This is a genomic window from Streptomyces sp. NPDC002499 (assembly GCF_053595415.1).
This window is the reverse complement of record NZ_JBSFXO010000016.1, coordinates 1-16,664: the sequence shown is the minus strand read 5'-3', so window position 1 is coordinate 16,664 and position 16,664 is coordinate 1. Positions and strand designations below refer to the sequence as shown.

Sequence of the window (16,664 nt, the reverse complement as noted above, 5' to 3'; positions counted from 1 at the left end):
CTGAGGTGCGGTCTCCTCGGGCTCGGTCTGCGGGGCAGCGGGGTGAGGGTCTGTGGTCTTCGTGGCTGCGGGTTTCCACGCCGTGGCCTCGGAGGCGGCAGTTTCCGGGTCTGTGTGTTTCCGAGGCGTGCTTGGTCCCGTGAACTCCTGGGCCGGGGCTTTCCGGCCCGCGGTCTCCGACGCCTCGGCCTTCGGGGCCACGGTCTCCGGGGTCGGGGTCTTCCGCGTGCCGGTCTCTGGGCTCGCGGTCTCCCGCGCCACGGTCTCTGGGCTCGCGGTCTTCCGCGCCACGGTCTCTGGGCTCGCGGTCTTTCGCGCGCCGGTCTCCGGGCTCGCGGTCTCCCGCGCCCCGGTCTTCCACGCCCCGGTCTCCGGGCTCGCGGTCTCCCGCGCCCCGGCCTCTGGGGCAGCGGCTTCCCGGAGCGTGGTCTCCCCAGGGACAGGCTCGCGAGATGCCCGCTCGCGAGGCGCCGGCTTCTGAGGTGTCCGCTCCCGAGATGCCGCGTCCGAGTCCCCCGCTCGCACCGCCGTCCGCAACGGCATCCGTACGTCGAACTCCGCTCCGCCGCCGTCCGCCTCGGTCACCGTCAGTACTCCGCCGTGTCGCTGCACCGCCTGCCGGGCCAGGGCCAGGCCGAGGCCTCGGCCGCCCGGGCCCGACGGTTTCGTGGAGAAGCCGCGCTGGAAGACCATCTCGGCGTGGGCCGGATCGACCCCGGTGCCCGTGTCGGAGACCTTGAGGACCAGCTCGGCCGGTCCGGCGGAGCCGTCCGCGGGCGCGGTGTACGCCGTCACCGTCACCCGGGCCCGCACGCTGCCCTGGGCCGCGTCCACCGCGTTGTCGATGAGGTTGCCGAGGATCGTGACCAGGTCCCGGGGCGGGAGCGAGGGCGGCAGCAGGCCGTCGTCGAGACGGCTGTCCTCCGACACCACCAGCTCCACGCCCCGCTCGTTCGCCTGCGCCGTCTTGCCGAGCAGCAGGGCGGCCAGTACCGGTTCGCCCACCGCGGCCACCACCTGGTCGGTCAGTGCCTGGGCCAGCTCCAGTTCGGCGGTGGCGAAGTCGACGGCCTCCTCGGCGCGGCCCAGTTCGATGAGTGAGACGACCGTGTGCAGCCGGTTCGCCGCCTCGTGGGCCTGCGAGCGCAGCGCCTGCGTGAAACCGCGCTCCGAGTCCAACTCGCCCATCACGGACTGGAGTTCGGTCACGTCCCGGAGTGTGACGACCGTGCCGCGGCGCTCACCGCCCGACACCGGCGAGGTGTTGACCACCAGCACCCGGTCCGCCGCCAGATGCACCTCGTCCACCCGCGGCTCCGACGCCAGCAGCGCGCCGGTCAGCTGTGCGGGCAGACCCAGCTCGGCCACCGATCGGCCCACCACGTCACCGGCCACACCCAGCAACTCCCGTCCACCGTCGTTGATCAGCGCCACACGGTACTGCCCGTCGAGCATCAACAGCCCCTCGCGTACGGCATGCAGTGCCGCCTCGTGATAGTCGTGCATGTGGCTGAGCTCGGCCGCGTTCATGCCGTGGGTGTGGCGGCGCAGCCGGGCGTTGATGACGTAGGTGCCGAGGCCGCCGAGCGCGAGGGCGCCGGCCGCGACGCCGAGCATGGTGGCCAGCTGGGCCCGGACCCGTTCGCTGATCGCCTCGACCTTGATGCCGGCGCTGACCAGGCCGATGATCACGTGGTCGTCGTTCTCGATGGGTGTGACCGCGCGGACCGAGGCGCCGAGGGTGCCGGTGTAGGTCTCGGTGATGGTCTCGCCCCTGAGCGCGCGGTCGATGTGACCGAGGAAGGGCCGGCCGATCTGGTCGGGGCTCGGGTGGGTCCAGCGGATCCCCCGCGGATCCATGATCGTGACGAAGTCGACCTCGGTGTCCGCCATCACCTTCATCGCGTAGGGCTGGAGCTCGACGCTGGGGCGGGCGGTGGCGATCGCCTCGTGCACCGACGGCGAGTCCGCGACCGAGCGGGCCACCGCCGTCGCCTGCCGCCCGGCGGCGTCCTCGGCCTGCCGCTCGTCGTTGACGTACGTGAACACCGCGTAACCGGCCACGAGCACCGCTATCAGCACGGCCTGCATGGCGAAGAGCTGGCCGGCCAGGCTGCGGGGGCTCGGGACGGGGATGCGCATGACGTCAGTGTGCCTCGCACGTTAAGTGTGAACTAAATGAACGGAAGGGTGACCGGGCTCACAGGGCGGGAGATAGTCACCGCAATACGGAAGCAATATGGCCGGTTCCGGCCTCCGTTTCCAGCCGTTCGTCCCCCCATTCTCCCCCGCTCCACCCCACCCCCCACTTCGCCCGACCCGGACGTGAGCCGCACGCCGGTCCTACCGACGAAGACGTCAAGGAGGCAGCCGTGACGACGACGCCTACGGCACCTGCCGCGCCCGCCGCGAAGCGGGACCGCACCCACTATCTGTACATCGCCGTCATCATCGCGGTGGCGCTCGGCATCGCCGTGGGTCTGATCTGGCCCGACGCCGGGATCGAGCTCAAGCCGCTCGGTACGGGCTTCGTCAACCTGATCAAGATGATGATCTCGCCGATCATCTTCTGCACGATCGTGCTCGGCATCGGTTCCGTACGGAAGGCCGCCAAGGTCGGCGCCGTCGGCGGTATCGCGCTCGGCTACTTCCTGGTGATGTCGCTGGTCGCCCTGGGCATCGGCCTGGTCGTCGGCAACATCCTGCACCCGGGCGACGGACTGCACATCACCGACGCGATCAAGGCGTCCGGACACGACCAGGTGTCGGCCGACGCGCTGCCGCCCGTCGACTTCGTCCTGTCGATCATCCCGCTGACCTTCGTCTCCGCCTTCACCGAGGGCCAGGTCCTGCAGACCCTGCTGATCGCCCTGCTCGCCGGCTTCGCGCTCCAGGCGATGGGTTCGACCGGCCAGCCGATCCTGCGCGGTGTCGAGCACATCCAGCGGCTCGTCTTCCGCATCCTCGCCATGGTCATGTGGGCCGCCCCGATCGGCGCCTTCGGCGCGATCGCCGCGGTCGTCGGCTCCGCCGGTGTCGACGCGCTCAAGAGCCTCGCGGTCCTGATGCTCGGCTTCTACGTGACCTGTGTGCTGTTCGTCTTCATCGTGCTCGGCCTGATGCTGCGGCTCATCGCGGGGCTGAACATCCTCGTGCTGTTCAAGTACCTGGCCCGGGAGTTCCTGCTCATCCTGTCGACCTCCTCCTCCGAGTCCGCGCTGCCGCGGCTCATCGCGAAGATGGAGCACCTGGGCGTCAGCAAGCCCGTCGTCGGCATCACCGTCCCGACCGGCTACTCCTTCAACCTCGACGGCACCATGATCTACATGACCATGGCGTCCCTCTACATCGCCGACGCCCTGGGCACCCCGATGTCCATCGGCGAGCAGATCCCGCTGCTGCTCTTCCTGCTGCTCGCCTCCAAGGGCGCGGCGGGCGTCAGCGGCGCCGGCCTCGCCACGCTGGCCGGTGGTCTGCAGTCGCACAAGCCGGCCCTGGTGGACGGCGTCGGTCTGATCGTCGGCATCGACCGCTTCATGAGCGAGGCCCGCGCCCTGACCAACTTCGCGGGCAACGCGGTCGCCACCGTCCTGATCGGCACCTGGACCAAGGAGATCGACAACGAGCGCGTCCGCCAGGTGCTCGCCGGCGAGCTGCCCTTCGACGAGACGACCCTGCTCGATGAGGGGGACGACGCCCCGGTCGAACTCCCGGAGCAGGGTGGCGAGAAGGAACTCGCCAAGGCCTGAGGAACGGCCCGCAGGACGCCGGGTGGCTGGGTGTTCCCCCCGTCGCTCAGCCGCCCGGCCCACTTCTTGCGACGCTCAGCTTCGCCACCAGTTCGGTGGCGTCGGAGGCGGGTACGCCCGCCGCGGTCAGCACGGTGACCGCGGTGGCGCGACCCGCCTCCCGCGCTGTCAGCAGCCCGTCGTTGACCGCGTCCACCACCGCGAACAGCATCTGCTCGTGCACGTACGCCAGTGCGGCGGCCGGCAGGGGCGAGGTGAACTCGCCCGAGTCCAGGCCCGCTTGGATCACCTCGGTGAAGCCCTCGCGCACGGGTGCCAGCCGGGCCCGGATGCCCTGCACGGTGACACTGCGCTGGGCCAGCGCGACCAGGATGCGGTAGCGGTCGGCGACCTCCCACACCGCGAGCGTGCCGCCGGCCAGCGCCTCCACCGGCCCCTCGGTCGCCTTCAGTCCCGCGACGCGCGCCTCGGCCACCGCCACCACGGCACCGTCGACGAGGGTCGCGATCAGCGCCTCACGGTTCGGGAAATGCCCGTACACCGTCCGTCGTACGACGCCCGCGGCGCGCGCGATCTGGTCCATGGACGCGTCGGGATCGCGCAGCAGCTCGGCGAGCGCGACGTCCAGGATGCGACGCCGGTTGGCTTCGGCGCGGCTGCTGCTACCCGTGGTCATGGACGCCAGTGTGCCTCTTCCCACGTTATTTGCACAAGGGTGTGTAATTCCGTCGGCCGGGCCGATCCTCACCGACCTCTTACCCTCGTCCACTAGCCTGCCGCGCCGGTCCAATACCGGCGCGGCAGGCCACTTCTCTTTGGAGGCGCGGGGGATGAAGATCGACTGGGACCGGCGGACGTGTGCGCGCAAGGGGCACGTCACCTACGCGCCGGACGACCCCCGGCTGCGGGTGCGCCTGCACGCGCAGACCGCCCTCGGGGACGTCTGGCGCTGTCTGCGCTGCGGCGACTTCGCGCTCGGCGAGCCGCACGGTTCGGGACCGGCCGACGAGGCGCCGCTGGTGCCGCGCGGCAAGGTGCTGCGCGACCTGTTCATCCTGCGCTTCCTGGCGATCGAGCGGGCCGTGCGCGGGGTGTTCATCGTGCTGGTCGCGGCGGCGGTGTGGAAGTTCAGCAACAGCCAGGACGCGGTGCGCAGGCTCTTCGACGAATACCTCGACGTCCTCCGCCCCGTCTTCAAGCACTTCCACTACGACCTCGACCACTCACCGGTCGTCGGCACCATCCAGAAGACGTTCGGCTACAAGCACTCCACGCTCGTCCTGGTCGCCGCCCTGCTGGTGGTGTACGCGCTGATCGAGCTCGTCGAGGCCGTCGGGCTCTGGTACGCCAAGCGCTGGGCGGAGTATCTGACGGTGGTCGCCACCGCCGCCTTCCTGCCGCTGGAGATCTACGAACTCACCGAGCACATCAGCTGGTTGAAGATCGCCACCCTGGTCCTCAACGTCCTCGCCGTGCTCTACATCGCCCTCGCCAAGCGGCTGTTCGGGCTGCGCGGCGGACGCAAGGCCTTCGACGAGGAGCGGGAGAGCGCGTCCCTGCTGGAGGTGGAGACGTCCGCCGGGGTGCTGGTCTGAACACAACCGGGATGCCGGCCCGAGACCGGCGGGGGCCGATCGGGGACAATCGCCGCAAATGCTTTGACCCGCCCCCGCGTACGGCCGCACGCTGGGAGGCCTGACACGACCGGTCGGACCAAGGCGGAGGCCAGCATGGGGGAAACGGGCGGAGTCGAGCTCGTCAGCTCGGAGGAGTACGAGCGCAGGTACGGCGCGGGACGGGACCCCTCGCCGCTGTCACTGGAGCGGATCAACGAACTCTTCTACGAGTTCCTCGCCGCGGTCGCGCGGCCCAAGGACAAGGAACAGGACGCGGCCCGCAACCTGACCAGGCGGCTGCGCGAACACCTCGGCGGCGCGCCCGCCGACCGGCCCGTGGTCAAGGCCGCGTACCCGCCGTACGACCTGCCCAACGTGCATCTCGCGCTGGAGAACTGGTTCACCCCGGACGGCCGCTCCTACGAGCTGGTCGGCATGCGCGGCGCGCAGCACCACGGCGATCTCACCCTCGGCGACATCCTCGAAGCCGCCGACCGTTACGACCGGTTCACCATCGGCGCCGTGGACTACGCGCACCTGCCGATCGCGCCGGACGAGGAACTCGCCTGCGTCTCCTGCGGGTTCTACCTCGGCGTGGAGGGCGACAATCGCTTCGCGGTGCTGCTGCGCGGCCCGGCCGACGAGTACGGACGCAACAAGGTCGAGATCGAAGTCCTCGCCCAGGACAAGGAGTTCGCGGACCGGCTGCTCGCCGAGATCGACGCCCTCGTGCACGAGCTCAACATCTTCCGGGGCCAGGTGCTCTCCTTCGAGGGCTCCCAGTTCCGGCACGGCCTCGGCCCGTTCAGTTTCCACCGGCGCCCCGGACTGACCCGCGAGGACATCGTGCTCCCCGAGGGACTCCTGGAGCGCGTGGAGCGTCAGGTCGTCGGCGTGGCCCGGCGCCGCGAGCAGCTGCGCGCCGCCGGCCAGCACCTGCGCCGCGGACTGCTCCTGTACGGGCCGCCCGGCACCGGCAAGACCCACACGATCCGCTATCTCCTCTCCCACCTCCCCGAGTTCACCGTGGTGATCCTGTCCGGCGAGAGCATCGACGCCATCGGCCCCGCGTGCGCCCTGGCCCGCATGCTCCAGCCCGCGCTGGTCGTCCTGGAGGACTGCGACCTGATCGCGGAGGCCCGCGACCACGGCGCCGGCGAACAGCCCCTGCTCTTCCAGGTGCTGAACGAGATGGACGGTCTCGGCGACGACGCCGACGTGGCCTTCCTGCTCACCACCAACCGCGCCGACCTGCTGGAGCCGGCCCTCGTCCAGCGCCCCGGCCGCGTCGACCTCGCGGTCGAGGTCCCGCTGCCGGACGAGTCTGGCCGCGCCGCCCTGTTCGCCCTCTACGGCAGCGGCCTCGGCCTCGGCACGGACATCACCGAGGAGGTCGTGACCCGCACGGAGGGCACGACGGCTTCCTTCACCAAGGAACTGGTCCGGCGCTCCGTACTGATCGCCGCCGAGCGCGAGTCGGACACCACCGAAGCGGCCGACGTCCGCGCCGCCCTCGACGAACTCCTCTCCGACCGCGACCGGTTGACCCGCCGCCTGCTCGGGGCGCGGGACGGGAGCGAGGACGAGTGGCCCCCGGACACCAAGGACGACGAGGGTCCCGGGATCGAGCCCTTGCCCTGACGCCGACGTCAAGGATTACGTTCATGGACATGCGAATCGGCGAGCTGGCCGCACGGGCCGGGACCACGACGCGGACGCTCAGGTACTACGAGTCGCGCGGGCTGCTGCCCGCGCGGCGCTCCGGGAACGGCTACCGGACGTACGACGAGAGCGACCTGAAGCTGCTCGGGCAGATCAGGACGCTCCAGGACTTCGGGTTCGACCTGGAGGAGACGCGGCCGTTCGTGGAGTGTCTGCGGGCCGGGCATCCGGAGGGCGACACCTGTCCCGCCTCGCTCGCGGTCTACCGGCGCAAGCTGGCCGAACTGGACTCCCTGATCGGGGAGTTGCAGGCCGTGCGGGCGACGATCGGGGTGCGGCTGGCCTCCGCCGAGGGCGACTCACCGTTGTGCGAACTCGGAGGGCGGGACCTGTGATCAAGGCGGCAGGCGTGACGGAAGTGACGGACGCGGATTTCGCGGCGGAGGTGATCGGGGCCGAGCTGCCGGTGCTGGTGGAGTTCACGGCGGACTGGTGTCCGCCGTGCCGGCAGATGGGACCGGTGCTCAGCGCGCTGGCCGAGGAGGAGGGTGAGCGCCTGAAGGTGGTCCAGCTGGACGTGGACACCAACCCGGAGACCACCAACGCCTACCGGGTGCTGTCGATGCCGACCTTCATGGTCTTCCGGGGCGGTGAGCCGGTGAAGGCGATGGTGGGGGCCCGGCCCAAGCGGCGGCTGCTTGAGGAACTGGCCGACGTGATCTGAGCCCTGGTACGAAAGAAATCCCCCGAGCAATTGCGCTCGGGGGATTTCTTTGCGTATATTCAATGGTTCGCGACTTCAGGGCGTGAAGACGCGAAGAGGCTTAGTGAGCACACTATATCTGCTCGGGAGTGGAATTGTCAAACAGCGATGAAATTCGCGGTGAGCAGGAATTCATCGACGGACTGTACGCGCGGGTCGACGCCCTGCGCGGGGACACCGAGAGCGGTGTCACGGACGCGCTCGGGCAGGGCAACACGCCGATGCAGGCCCGGCTGGAGCGGGACATCCTGGTCGCCGAGCGGTCCGGGCTGCTCGCCGCGCTGAACGCGGTGGACGGCTCGCTCTGCTTCGGCCGCATCGACCTCACCGCGGGCGGCAACCACCACATCGGCCGGATCGGTCTGCGCACCGACGACGCCGAGCGCACGCCGATCCTGATCGACTGGCGGGCCGCCGTCGCCCGCCCCTTCTACCTGGCCACCGGCCACACCCCGATGGGCCTGCGCAGGCGCCGGCACATCACCACCAGCGAGCGCGCGGTGACCGCGCTGCACGACGAGATCCTCGACCTGGGCGACCAGGAGCGCACCGGCCACGAGGACCCGACCGGCGACGCCGTGCTGCTCGCCGCGCTGAACTCCGCGCGCACCGGTCGCATGAACGACATCGTGCAGACCATCCAGGCCGAGCAGGACGAGATCATCCGCGCGCCCCATCGCGGGGTCCTGGTCGTCGAGGGCGGCCCCGGCACCGGCAAGACCGCGGTCGCCCTGCACCGGGCCGCGTATCTCCTCTACGAACACCGCGAACTGCTCGCCAAGCGTGCCGTCCTCATCGTCGGACCCAACCCCGCCTTCCTCGGCTACATCGCCGAGGTGCTGCCCTCGCTCGGCGAGACGGGCGTGCTGCTCGCGACCGTCGGCGAACTCTTCCCCGGCGTCAGGGCGAAGGCCGCCGACACGCGTGAGGCGGCCGCGGTCAAGGGCCGCGCCGACATGGCGGACGTGCTCGCCGACGCCGTACGCGACTGGCAGTCGCTGCCCGATCCGGTGATCGCGATCGAGCACGACCGCGAGATCCTCATGCTCGACGACGGCCTGGTGAGCGTCGCCCGCGAGCGCACCCGGGCCGCCCGGCTGCCGCACAACGTGGCCCGTGAGCACTTCGAGGGGCACATCCTCAACACGCTCACCGACATGGTCGCCGAACGCATCGGCACGGACCCGTTCGACGGCGGCAACCTGCTCGACCCGAGCGACATCACCCAGATCCGTGACGATCTCGCCGAGAACCCCGAAGTGTGGGCCGCCATCGACCAGTTGTGGCCGCGGCTGACCCCGCAGCGGCTGGTCGCGGACTTCCTCGCCGACCCCGTGGGCTACCTCCCCGACGAGGACGCCGCCGCCATCCGCCGCCCGGCGACCCGCGAGTGGACGGTCGCGGACGTGCCGCTACTCGACGAGGCGGCCGAACTGCTCGGCGTGGACGAGCGGTTGGCGCGGGCGCGGGCCGACCGCGAGCGGGAGACGCAGGTCGCCTACGCGCAGGGCGTGCTGGACGTCTCCTACGCCTCGCGCACCTACGAGTTCGACGACAAGGACGAGGAGGACTCCGAGGTCCTGTCGGCGCACGACATCATCGACGCGGAGCGGTTCGCCGAGCGGCAGGAGGAGGACGACCACCGCAGCGCCGCCGAGCGCGCGGCGGCCGACCGCACCTGGGCGTTCGGGCACATCATCGTCGACGAGGCCCAGGAACTCTCCCCGATGGCCTGGCGGTTGCTCATGCGGCGCAGCCCGACCCGCTCGATGACCCTGGTCGGCGACCCCGCGCAGACCGCGGAGGCGGCCGGCGTCGGCTCCTGGGAGAAGATCCTCGACCCGTACGTCGCCGACCGCTGGACGCACACCCGCCTCGGCGTCAACTACCGCACCCCCGCCGAGATCATGGACCTCGCCGCGGCCGTGGTGCGCGCCGAGCACCCCGGCTTCGAACCGCCGAGTTCGGTGCGGTCCACGGGCGTACGGCCCTGGGTGCGCGCCACCGACGACCTGCCCGGCGCCGTCGCCAAGGCGGTCGGGGAGCTGACGCCCGCCGAGGGTCGGCTGGCCGTCATCGCCCCGCGCAACCTGCACCGCAGGCTGGCCGCGCGGCTCGACGGAGTGACGGCGGGCGCCGAACCCGACCTGACGCAGCAGGTCGTACTCCTCGATCCGCGGCAGGCCAAGGGTCTTGAGTTCGACTCGGTGCTGGTGGTGGAGCCGGGGCGGTACGGGACGAGCGACCTGTACGTGGCGCTGACCCGGGCCACCCAGCGGCTCGGGGTGCTGCACACCGGGCGGCTGCCGAAGGCGCTGGCCGACGCCGTCAGCGGGTCGTAGCGGTGGCCGTGGGGGAGGCGGAGGCCGGCGGATAGCTGGGGTGCAGGGCGGGGTCGAGCGGGGCGAGCGACGCGCACAGGGCGGTCGGGAAGGCGGGCTCGACCTTCAGCACGTCCGTGCAGCCGCCCGCCGAGCTCCGGGCGATCGTCTTCCAGCCGGCCTTGGTCGCCCGGAAGAAGAAGCGGTCGCCCAGCCGGGACGTGCACGCGGAGTTCTTCGTGTCGTCGCCGCACGCCGGTCCGGTGGGCCAGGAGAAGTCCAGCACCAGCCACTTGCCGTCGCAGTGCTCGGAGTCGCGGTAGGTGTGCGCGGGCGCGCCGACGGCCAGCAGGGCCTGGTCGTAGGAGCCGGGGGAGCAGCCGGTGGCGGGCGGGTCGCAGCCCAACTCGCCGCACAGGCGCAGGGCGGGCAACTTGGCGCCCTCGGCGGTGAACACCGTGTCGTTGTCGACGGACAGATGCCGGTCGCCGAGTGCCTGCGGCAGCCGGACCTGTGCGGTGGCCCGGGTCTCCTCGGTGCATCCCGAGCGCCGGTCGCCCGACGGTGAGTCGAAGGTGAGCTGCACCCACACGGTCCGGGCGTCGGAGCCGGTGACCTTCGCCTTGAAGTCCCGCACACACGGGTTCCTGCCGTGCGGTACGTCCGCGTCGACGCTCAGTGTCCGGTGGTCACCGGCGAGCCGGGCCGCGGTGACCCGGGCGGGCTGGGCGAGCGTCCACGGGATCGGTCCCGTCGCGGTTGCGGTCGCCGTCGCCGAGCCCCGGCCGGCCACCTCGGTCCCGCACCCGGCGAGCAGCAGTACGGCGAGCGCGCACAGCGCGGCCACCACCGACCTGTTGGATCGCACGCGCGACAACCCCCCCCGTGGGCGCACCGACGTTGACCCGGGCAACTATAGAACGCCCCACCCGCCTCAGGCGGGCCGCAGCCAGACCGTCGCCAACGGCGGCAGCGTCAGCCGGATGCTGGCCGGACGGCCGTGCCAGGCCTGCGGTTCCGGCTTGATGTCGTCCGGGTTGGTGACGTCGCTGCCGCCGTACTTGCCGAGGTCGGTGTTGAGGGTCTCGGCCCAGGCCGGGATGTCGTCGGGGACACCGAGGCGGTAGTCGTGGCGGACGACGGGGGCGAGGTTGGAGACCGCGAGGAGCGGGCCCCCTTCGGCGTCGTAGCGCAGGAACGCGAAGACGTTGTCCTCGGCCGCGTCACCGACGATCCACTGGAAGCCGGCCGGTTTGATGTCCTGCTGCCACAGGGCGGGGGTGTGGCGGTAGACGATGTTGATGTCCCGGACGAGGTCGCGGACGCCCCGGTGATCGGGCTCGGCGCCGTAACCCGGGTCCAGGAGCCACCAGTCGGGGCCGTAGGCCTCGGACCATTCGGAGCCCTGGGCGAACTCCTGGCCCATGAAGAGGAGTTGTTTGCCGGGGTGGGCCCACATGAAGGCGAGGTAGGCGCGCAGGTTGGCGCGCTGCTGCCACCAGTCACCGGGCATCTTGGAGACCAGCGAGCCCTTGCCGTGCACGACTTCGTCGTGGGAGATGGGCAGGACGTAGTTCTCGCTGTAGGCGTACACCATCGAGAACGTCATCTCGTTGTGGTGGAACTTGCGGTGCACGGGATCGTGGCTCATGTAGTCCAGCGAGTCGTGCATCCAGCCCATGTTCCACTTCAGCCCGAAGCCCAGACCGCCGAAGCCGCCCGGACCGACGTGATGGGTTGCCCGCGTGACGCCGTCCCACGCCGTGGACTCCTCGGCGATGGTCACCACGCCCGGCACCCGCCGGTACACCGTCGCGTTCATCTCCTGGAGGAACGCCACCGCGTCCAGGTTCTCCCGGCCGCCGAACTCGTTCGGCAGCCACTGGCCGGGCTCGCGCGAGTAGTCGAGGTAGAGCATGGAGGCGACCGCGTCGACCCGCAGTCCGTCGATGTGGAACTCCTGGCACCAGTACACGGCGTTCGCCACCAGGAAGTTGCGCACCTCGCGCCGGCCGTAGTCGAACTCCAGCGTGCCCCAGTCGGGATGCGCCGACCGCAGCGGGTTCTCGTGCTCGTACAGCGGCCGCCCGTCGAACTCCGCCAACGCCCAGTCGTCGCGCGGGAAGTGGGCCGGCACCCAGTCCATCAGTACGCCGATCCCGGCCTGGTGCAGGGCGTCCACCAGGAACCGGAAGTCGTCGGGCGTGCCCAGGCGGGCCGTCGGCGCGTAGAAGCCGGTGACCTGGTAGCCCCAGGAACCGCCGAAGGGGTGCTCGGCGATCGGCATCAGCTCGACGTGCGTGAAACCGAGGTCCTTGACGTACTCGGGGAGCTGCTCGGCGAGTTGACGGTATGTCAGTCCGGGCCGCCAGGACGGCAGGTGGACCTCGTAGACCGAGAACGGCGCCTCGTGCACGGGGATGTCGGCGCGGCGGGCCAGCCACTCCTCGTCGTGCCACTCGTAGTGCGAGGCGGTCACCACGGACGAGGTGTTCGGCGGGACCTCCGTGCGACGGGCCAGCGGGTCGGCGCGCTGGGTCTTCGAACCGTCCTGCCGGATCAGCTCGAACTTGTACAGCTCGCCCTCGCCGATGCCCGGCACGAACAGCTCCCACACCCCGGAGGAGCCGAGGGAGCGCATCGGATACCCGCTGCCGTCCCAGAAGTTGAAGGTGCCGGCCACGCACGCGCCCCGCGCGTTCGGCGCCCACACCGAGAAGCGGGTGCCGGTCACGCCCTGGTGCGTCATCGGGTGCGCGCCGAGCACGTGCCACAGCTCCTCGTGCCGGCCCTCCCCGATCAGATGCAGGTCCAGCTCGCCCAGTGTGGGCAGCAGACGGTACGCGTCCTCGACCTCCTGCTCCGACCCCTCGTACGCCACGAGCAGGCGGTATTCCGGTACCTCGGACAGCGGCGCCAGACCGGAGAAGAACCCGCCCCCGTCGTCCTCCAGCTCGACGCGCAGGTCCCCGGCGACGACGGTGACGGCCTGCGCGTACGGCCTGAACGCCCGGAACGCGACACCGCCCGGCACCGGGTGCGCGCCGAGCACGCCGTGCGGGTCGTGATGGGTGCCGGTGACGAGACGGTCGCGGTCGGCGGAGGGCATGACCGGGGAGACGGGCGTGACGGGTGCCGGTGCCTCCGGCGGTGGGGCGGGGATCGACTCGGTGAGCTTCTGTGCGGGCGTCTCCTCCGCCGAGATCGCCTTCACCGAGATCGTCTTCGACGTGGCCTTCTTCGACGTGGCCTTCTTGCTCACCTCTTTCTTGGCCGAGGTTTTCTTGGCTGAGGCTTTCTTGGAGGCAGCCTTCTTCGTCGTGCCCTTCTTGGCCGCCGCCTTCTCCGCCGGGACAGTCTTCTCGGCGGCCTTCTCAGCGGCTTGTTCCGTGGCCTTCTTCGCAGGCTTCTTCGGGGCCTGCGCGTCGGCCGTCTTCTTCGCGTGCGAACCGCTGGACGAGGGGCGGGGGGTCACGGGCGGCGCCTCCTAGGCGAAAGCTGGGAACTCAGATCAGGTCGGATGTGGCGTAACGCTCGATCGCCGCCATGGGTACGGGGAGCCAGTCGGGGCGGTGCCGGGCCTCGTACACGACCTCGTATATGGCCTTGTCGGTCTCGTACGCACGCAGCAGTACGGGATCGGTGCGCGGGTCGGTGCCCGCGGCCTCCGCGTAGCCGGAGCAGTACGCGGCCCGGCAGGCCGCCGCCCACTCAGGTGCGGGCGGGCCCGCCGAGTGGGCCGCGTAGTCGAAGGAGCGGAGCATGCCCGCGACGTCCCGTGCCACCGGCTGCGGCAGCCGGCGCTCGGCGAGCGGCTTCGAAGGCTCGCCCTCGAAGTCGATCAGCGACCACTCCCCGTCGGCCGAGCGCAGACACTGTCCGAGGTGCAGGTCGCCGTGGATGCGCTGCGCGGTCCAGGTGTGGCCCTCGGCCGCCAGGTCCGCCAGCGCCTCGAACGCGGAGTGCAGTCCGAGCACGTACGGCCGCAGCGCGGGCACCGCCTGTGCCGCCGCGTCCAGCCGCTCGACCATGCCGTCGACCAGCGGCCGCAGCTGGGCGTGGCCCAGCGTGACGGTCGGCAGCGCGCGGGCGAGCGCGGTGTGCACCTCGGCGGTGGCCCGCCCCAGCGCCCGCGCCTCGCCGGTGAAGTCCTCGCCCTTGGCCAGCTCCCGCAGGGCCAGCTCCCAGCCGTCCGTCGCACCCCGCACGAAGGGCTGGAGCACGCCCAGCACGTACGACTGGCCGTCCAGCTCGGAGCGCAGCCACGCCGTCGGCGCGGGCACCCGGGGGGAGCCCTCGCGGGCGAGCGCGAGCGGGAGCTCCAGGTCGGGGTTGACGCCGGGCACGATCCGGCGCAGCAGCTTCAGGATGAACGTATCGCCGTATACGACCGACGAATTCGACTGCTCGGCGGTCATCAGGCGGGGCACCAGGTCCTCGTCGATCTCCTGGCCCGGGTCCCGCTCGAAGCGAAGCCCGCCGATGCGTGCCTGGGTGCGCAGCGCCTCCAGGAGCACCTCGGCGGGCCGGGTGTCGTACAGGGCGTCGTACACCGTCCGTCCGGCGAGCGCGCCCTCCTCCGCGTGTCCGATCAGCGCGGGCGCCAGCCGTGGTGGCAGCGCCTCGCGCACGCCTATGAGGAGCTGGTAGCAGTCCCCTGAGGACTGCGGCTGCTCGGCGACGACCAGCAGGTGGTAGAGGCCGAGCCGGGAGCCGGCCGGCAGCAGCTCGGTGGCCGCGACCAGCGTGAACCCGGTGACGGGACGCCCCTTGCCCGCGAACCAGCGCTGCCTGGGCAGCCATTCCCGCAGCAGTGGGTCCAGTGACGCGAGGAGGCCGGTACTTGTCGCGTCGAAGCGGGTGACCGTGTCCGACATGAGCCTCATGTCCTTTCCCCGGGGGGTCGGGGTGTTACTGATGCGTGCCCCGGGTGGGACAGTGGAAACCGCCCCACCCTGGGGTTCTATGCGGCGTCCTTGCGGAGCCGGAACCAGTAGAAGCCGTGCCCGCCGAGGGTCAGCAAGTACGGCAGCTCGCCGATGGCCGGGAATCGCACCCCGCCGAACAGCTCCACCGGATGCCGTCCGCTGAAGGCCCGCAGGTCGAGTTCCGTCGGCTGCGCGAACCGCGAGAAGTTGTTCACGCACAGCACCAGATCGTCCTCGTGCTCCCGCAGGAAGGCGATCACCGCCGGGTTCGACGACGGCAGTTCCGTGTAGGTGCCGAGGCCGAAGGCGTGGTTCTGCTTACGGATCTCGATCATCCGTCGGGTCCAGTGCAGCAGCGAGGAGGGCGACGACATCGACGCCTCGACGTTGGTGACCTGGTAACCGTGGACGGGGTCCATGATGGTCGGCAGGAAGAGTCGGCCGGGGTCGCAGGAGGAAAACCCTGCGTTGCGGTCGGGTGTCCACTGCATCGGGGTGCGGACCGCGTCGCGGTCGCCGAGCCAGATGTTGTCGCCCATGCCGATCTCGTCGCCGTAGTAGAGGATCGGCGAGCCCGGGAGGGACAGCAGGAGAGCCGTGAACAGCTCGATCTGGTTGCGGTCGTTGTCCAGGAGGGGCGCGAGCCGGCGGCGGATGCCGATGTTGGCGCGCATGCGGGGGTCCTTCGCGTACTCCGCCCACATGTAGTCGCGCTCTTCGTCGGTGACCATTTCGAGGGTCAGCTCGTCGTGGTTGCGCAGGAAGATGCCCCACTGGCAGTTCTTGGGGATGGCCGGGGTCTTCGCGAGGATCTCGGAGACGGGGTAGCGCGATTCCCTGCGCACCGCCATGAAGATGCGGGGCATGACCGGGAAGTGGAAGGCCATGTGGCACTCGTCGCCGCCGCTGGCGTAGTCGCCGAAGTAGTCGACGACGTCCTCGGGCCACTGGTTCGCCTCGGCCAGGACCACCGTGTCCGGGTAGTGGGCGTCGATCTCCTTGCGGACCCGCTTGAGGAACTCGTGGGTTGCCGGAAGGTTTTCGCAGTTGGTGCCCTCCTGTTGGTACAGGTAGGGCACGGCGTCGAGGCGGAAGCCGTCGATGCCCAGATCCAGCCAGAACCGCAGCGCGGAGATCATCTCCTCCTGCACGGCCGGGTTCTCGTAGTTGAGATCCGGCTGGTGGGAGAAGAAGCGGTGCCAGAAGTACTGCTTGCGGACCGGGTCGAAGGTCCAGTTGGAGGCCTCGGTGTCGACGAAGATGATCCGGGCTTCCGGGTACTGCTTGTCGTCGTCGGCCCAGACGTAGTAGTCGCCGTAGGGCCCCTCGGGGTCCTTTCTGGACTCCTGGAACCACGGGTGCTGGTCGCTGGTGTGGTTCATGACGAAGTCGATGATGACGCGCATCCCGCGCTGGTGGGAGGCGTCCACGAACTCGACGAAGTCGGCGAGGTCACCGAACTCCGGCAGTACGGCCGTGTAGTCCGAGACGTCGTAACCGCCGTCCCGCAGCGGGGACTTGAAGAAGGGCGGCAGCCAGATGCAGTCGATGCCCAGCCACTGGAGGTAGTCCAGTTTGGCGGTGAGTCCCTTGAGGTCGCCGACTCCGTCGCCGTTGCTGTCCTG

The 16,664-nt window shown here is 70.5% G+C and carries 11 protein-coding genes and 1 pseudogene; 6 read left to right on the top strand and 6 right to left on the bottom strand.

Annotated elements, in window-relative coordinates; all coding sequences use genetic code 11:
- Positions 1 to 534: 534 nt before the first annotated feature.
- A pseudogene (locus ACWD5F_RS38790) lies at positions 535 to 2,142 on the bottom strand (sensor histidine kinase); the annotation flags it as partial.
- Between the two features lie 230 nt (positions 2,143 to 2,372).
- Between ACWD5F_RS38790 and ACWD5F_RS38785 the strand changes: the two are divergent.
- Complete coding sequence (locus tag ACWD5F_RS38785) at positions 2,373 to 3,749, top strand: cation:dicarboxylate symporter family transporter (RefSeq protein WP_401728757.1); 1,377 nt, start codon at positions 2,373 to 2,375, stop codon at positions 3,747 to 3,749.
- A gap of 46 nt (positions 3,750 to 3,795) precedes the next feature.
- Here ACWD5F_RS38785 and ACWD5F_RS38780 read toward each other — a convergent pair whose 3' ends face one another.
- Positions 3,796 to 4,425, bottom strand: coding sequence for a TetR/AcrR family transcriptional regulator (locus ACWD5F_RS38780; RefSeq protein WP_451260975.1), 630 nt, complete (start codon positions 4,423 to 4,425; stop codon positions 3,796 to 3,798).
- A 154-nt stretch (positions 4,426 to 4,579) separates the two neighbouring features.
- Between ACWD5F_RS38780 and ACWD5F_RS38775 the strand changes: the two genes are divergently transcribed.
- From ACWD5F_RS38775 to ACWD5F_RS38755, 5 genes are all read left to right on the top strand, one after another.
- Complete coding sequence (locus ACWD5F_RS38775) at positions 4,580 to 5,344, top strand: DUF2127 domain-containing protein (RefSeq protein WP_451260974.1); 765 nt, start codon at positions 4,580 to 4,582, stop codon at positions 5,342 to 5,344.
- A 135-nt stretch (positions 5,345 to 5,479) separates the two neighbouring features.
- Complete coding sequence (locus tag ACWD5F_RS38770) at positions 5,480 to 7,006, top strand: AAA family ATPase (protein WP_451260973.1); 1,527 nt, start codon at positions 5,480 to 5,482, stop codon at positions 7,004 to 7,006.
- A gap of 29 nt (positions 7,007 to 7,035) precedes the next feature.
- The gene (locus tag ACWD5F_RS38765; RefSeq protein WP_451261170.1) at positions 7,036 to 7,422 is read left to right on the top strand and encodes a MerR family transcriptional regulator; all 387 of its coding nucleotides are present in this window, start codon (positions 7,036 to 7,038) and stop codon (positions 7,420 to 7,422) included.
- A gap of 14 nt (positions 7,423 to 7,436) precedes the next feature.
- Positions 7,437 to 7,751 carry a thioredoxin family protein gene (locus tag ACWD5F_RS38760; RefSeq protein WP_451260972.1) on the top strand — a complete coding sequence of 105 codons (315 nt, stop codon included), beginning with the start codon at positions 7,437 to 7,439 and terminating at the stop codon, positions 7,749 to 7,751.
- A gap of 152 nt (positions 7,752 to 7,903) precedes the next feature.
- Positions 7,904 to 10,132: a HelD family protein gene (locus ACWD5F_RS38755; RefSeq protein ID WP_451261169.1), complete on the top strand. Its 2,229-nt coding sequence runs from the start codon at positions 7,904 to 7,906 to the stop codon at positions 10,130 to 10,132.
- On the opposite strand, the gene ACWD5F_RS38750 is transcribed toward ACWD5F_RS38755, so the two are convergent.
- The 4 genes from ACWD5F_RS38750 to treS all read right to left on the bottom strand — a co-directional run.
- Positions 10,119 to 10,979 carry a hypothetical protein gene (locus ACWD5F_RS38750; RefSeq protein WP_451260971.1) on the bottom strand — a complete coding sequence of 287 codons (861 nt, stop codon included), beginning with the start codon at positions 10,977 to 10,979 and terminating at the stop codon, positions 10,119 to 10,121. The two genes, ACWD5F_RS38755 and ACWD5F_RS38750, sit on opposite strands and share 14 nt — an antisense overlap.
- Positions 10,980 to 11,045: 66 nt before the next feature.
- On the bottom strand, positions 11,046 to 13,586 hold the full coding sequence (gene glgB, locus ACWD5F_RS38745; RefSeq protein ID WP_451260970.1) for a 1,4-alpha-glucan branching enzyme: 2,541 nt from the start codon (positions 13,584 to 13,586) through the stop codon (positions 11,046 to 11,048).
- A 31-nt stretch (positions 13,587 to 13,617) separates the two neighbouring features.
- On the bottom strand, positions 13,618 to 14,988 hold the full coding sequence (locus tag ACWD5F_RS38740) for a maltokinase N-terminal cap-like domain-containing protein (RefSeq protein WP_451260969.1): 1,371 nt from the start codon (positions 14,986 to 14,988) through the stop codon (positions 13,618 to 13,620).
- Positions 14,989 to 15,074: 86 nt separating this feature from the next.
- Positions 15,075 to 16,664 (bottom strand): maltose alpha-D-glucosyltransferase (gene treS, locus ACWD5F_RS38735; protein ID WP_451260968.1); only part of this gene is annotated, 1,590 nt, incomplete at its 5' end.

What these genes read in the sequence shown, in the direction of transcription:
- ACWD5F_RS38780 (WP_451260975.1), bottom strand. Translation starts at nt 4,425, where the DNA reads ATGACCACGGGTAGCAGCAGCCGCGCCGAAGCCAACCGGCGTCGCATC.
- ACWD5F_RS38775 (WP_451260974.1), top strand. Translation starts at nt 4,580, where the DNA reads ATGAAGATCGACTGGGACCGGCGGACGTGTGCGCGCAAGGGGCACGTC.
- ACWD5F_RS38770 (WP_451260973.1), top strand. Translation starts at nt 5,480, where the DNA reads ATGGGGGAAACGGGCGGAGTCGAGCTCGTCAGCTCGGAGGAGTACGAG.
- ACWD5F_RS38765 (WP_451261170.1), top strand. Translation starts at nt 7,036, where the DNA reads ATGCGAATCGGCGAGCTGGCCGCACGGGCCGGGACCACGACGCGGACG.
- ACWD5F_RS38740 (WP_451260969.1), bottom strand. Translation starts at nt 14,988, where the DNA reads ATGTCGGACACGGTCACCCGCTTCGACGCGACAAGTACCGGCCTCCTC.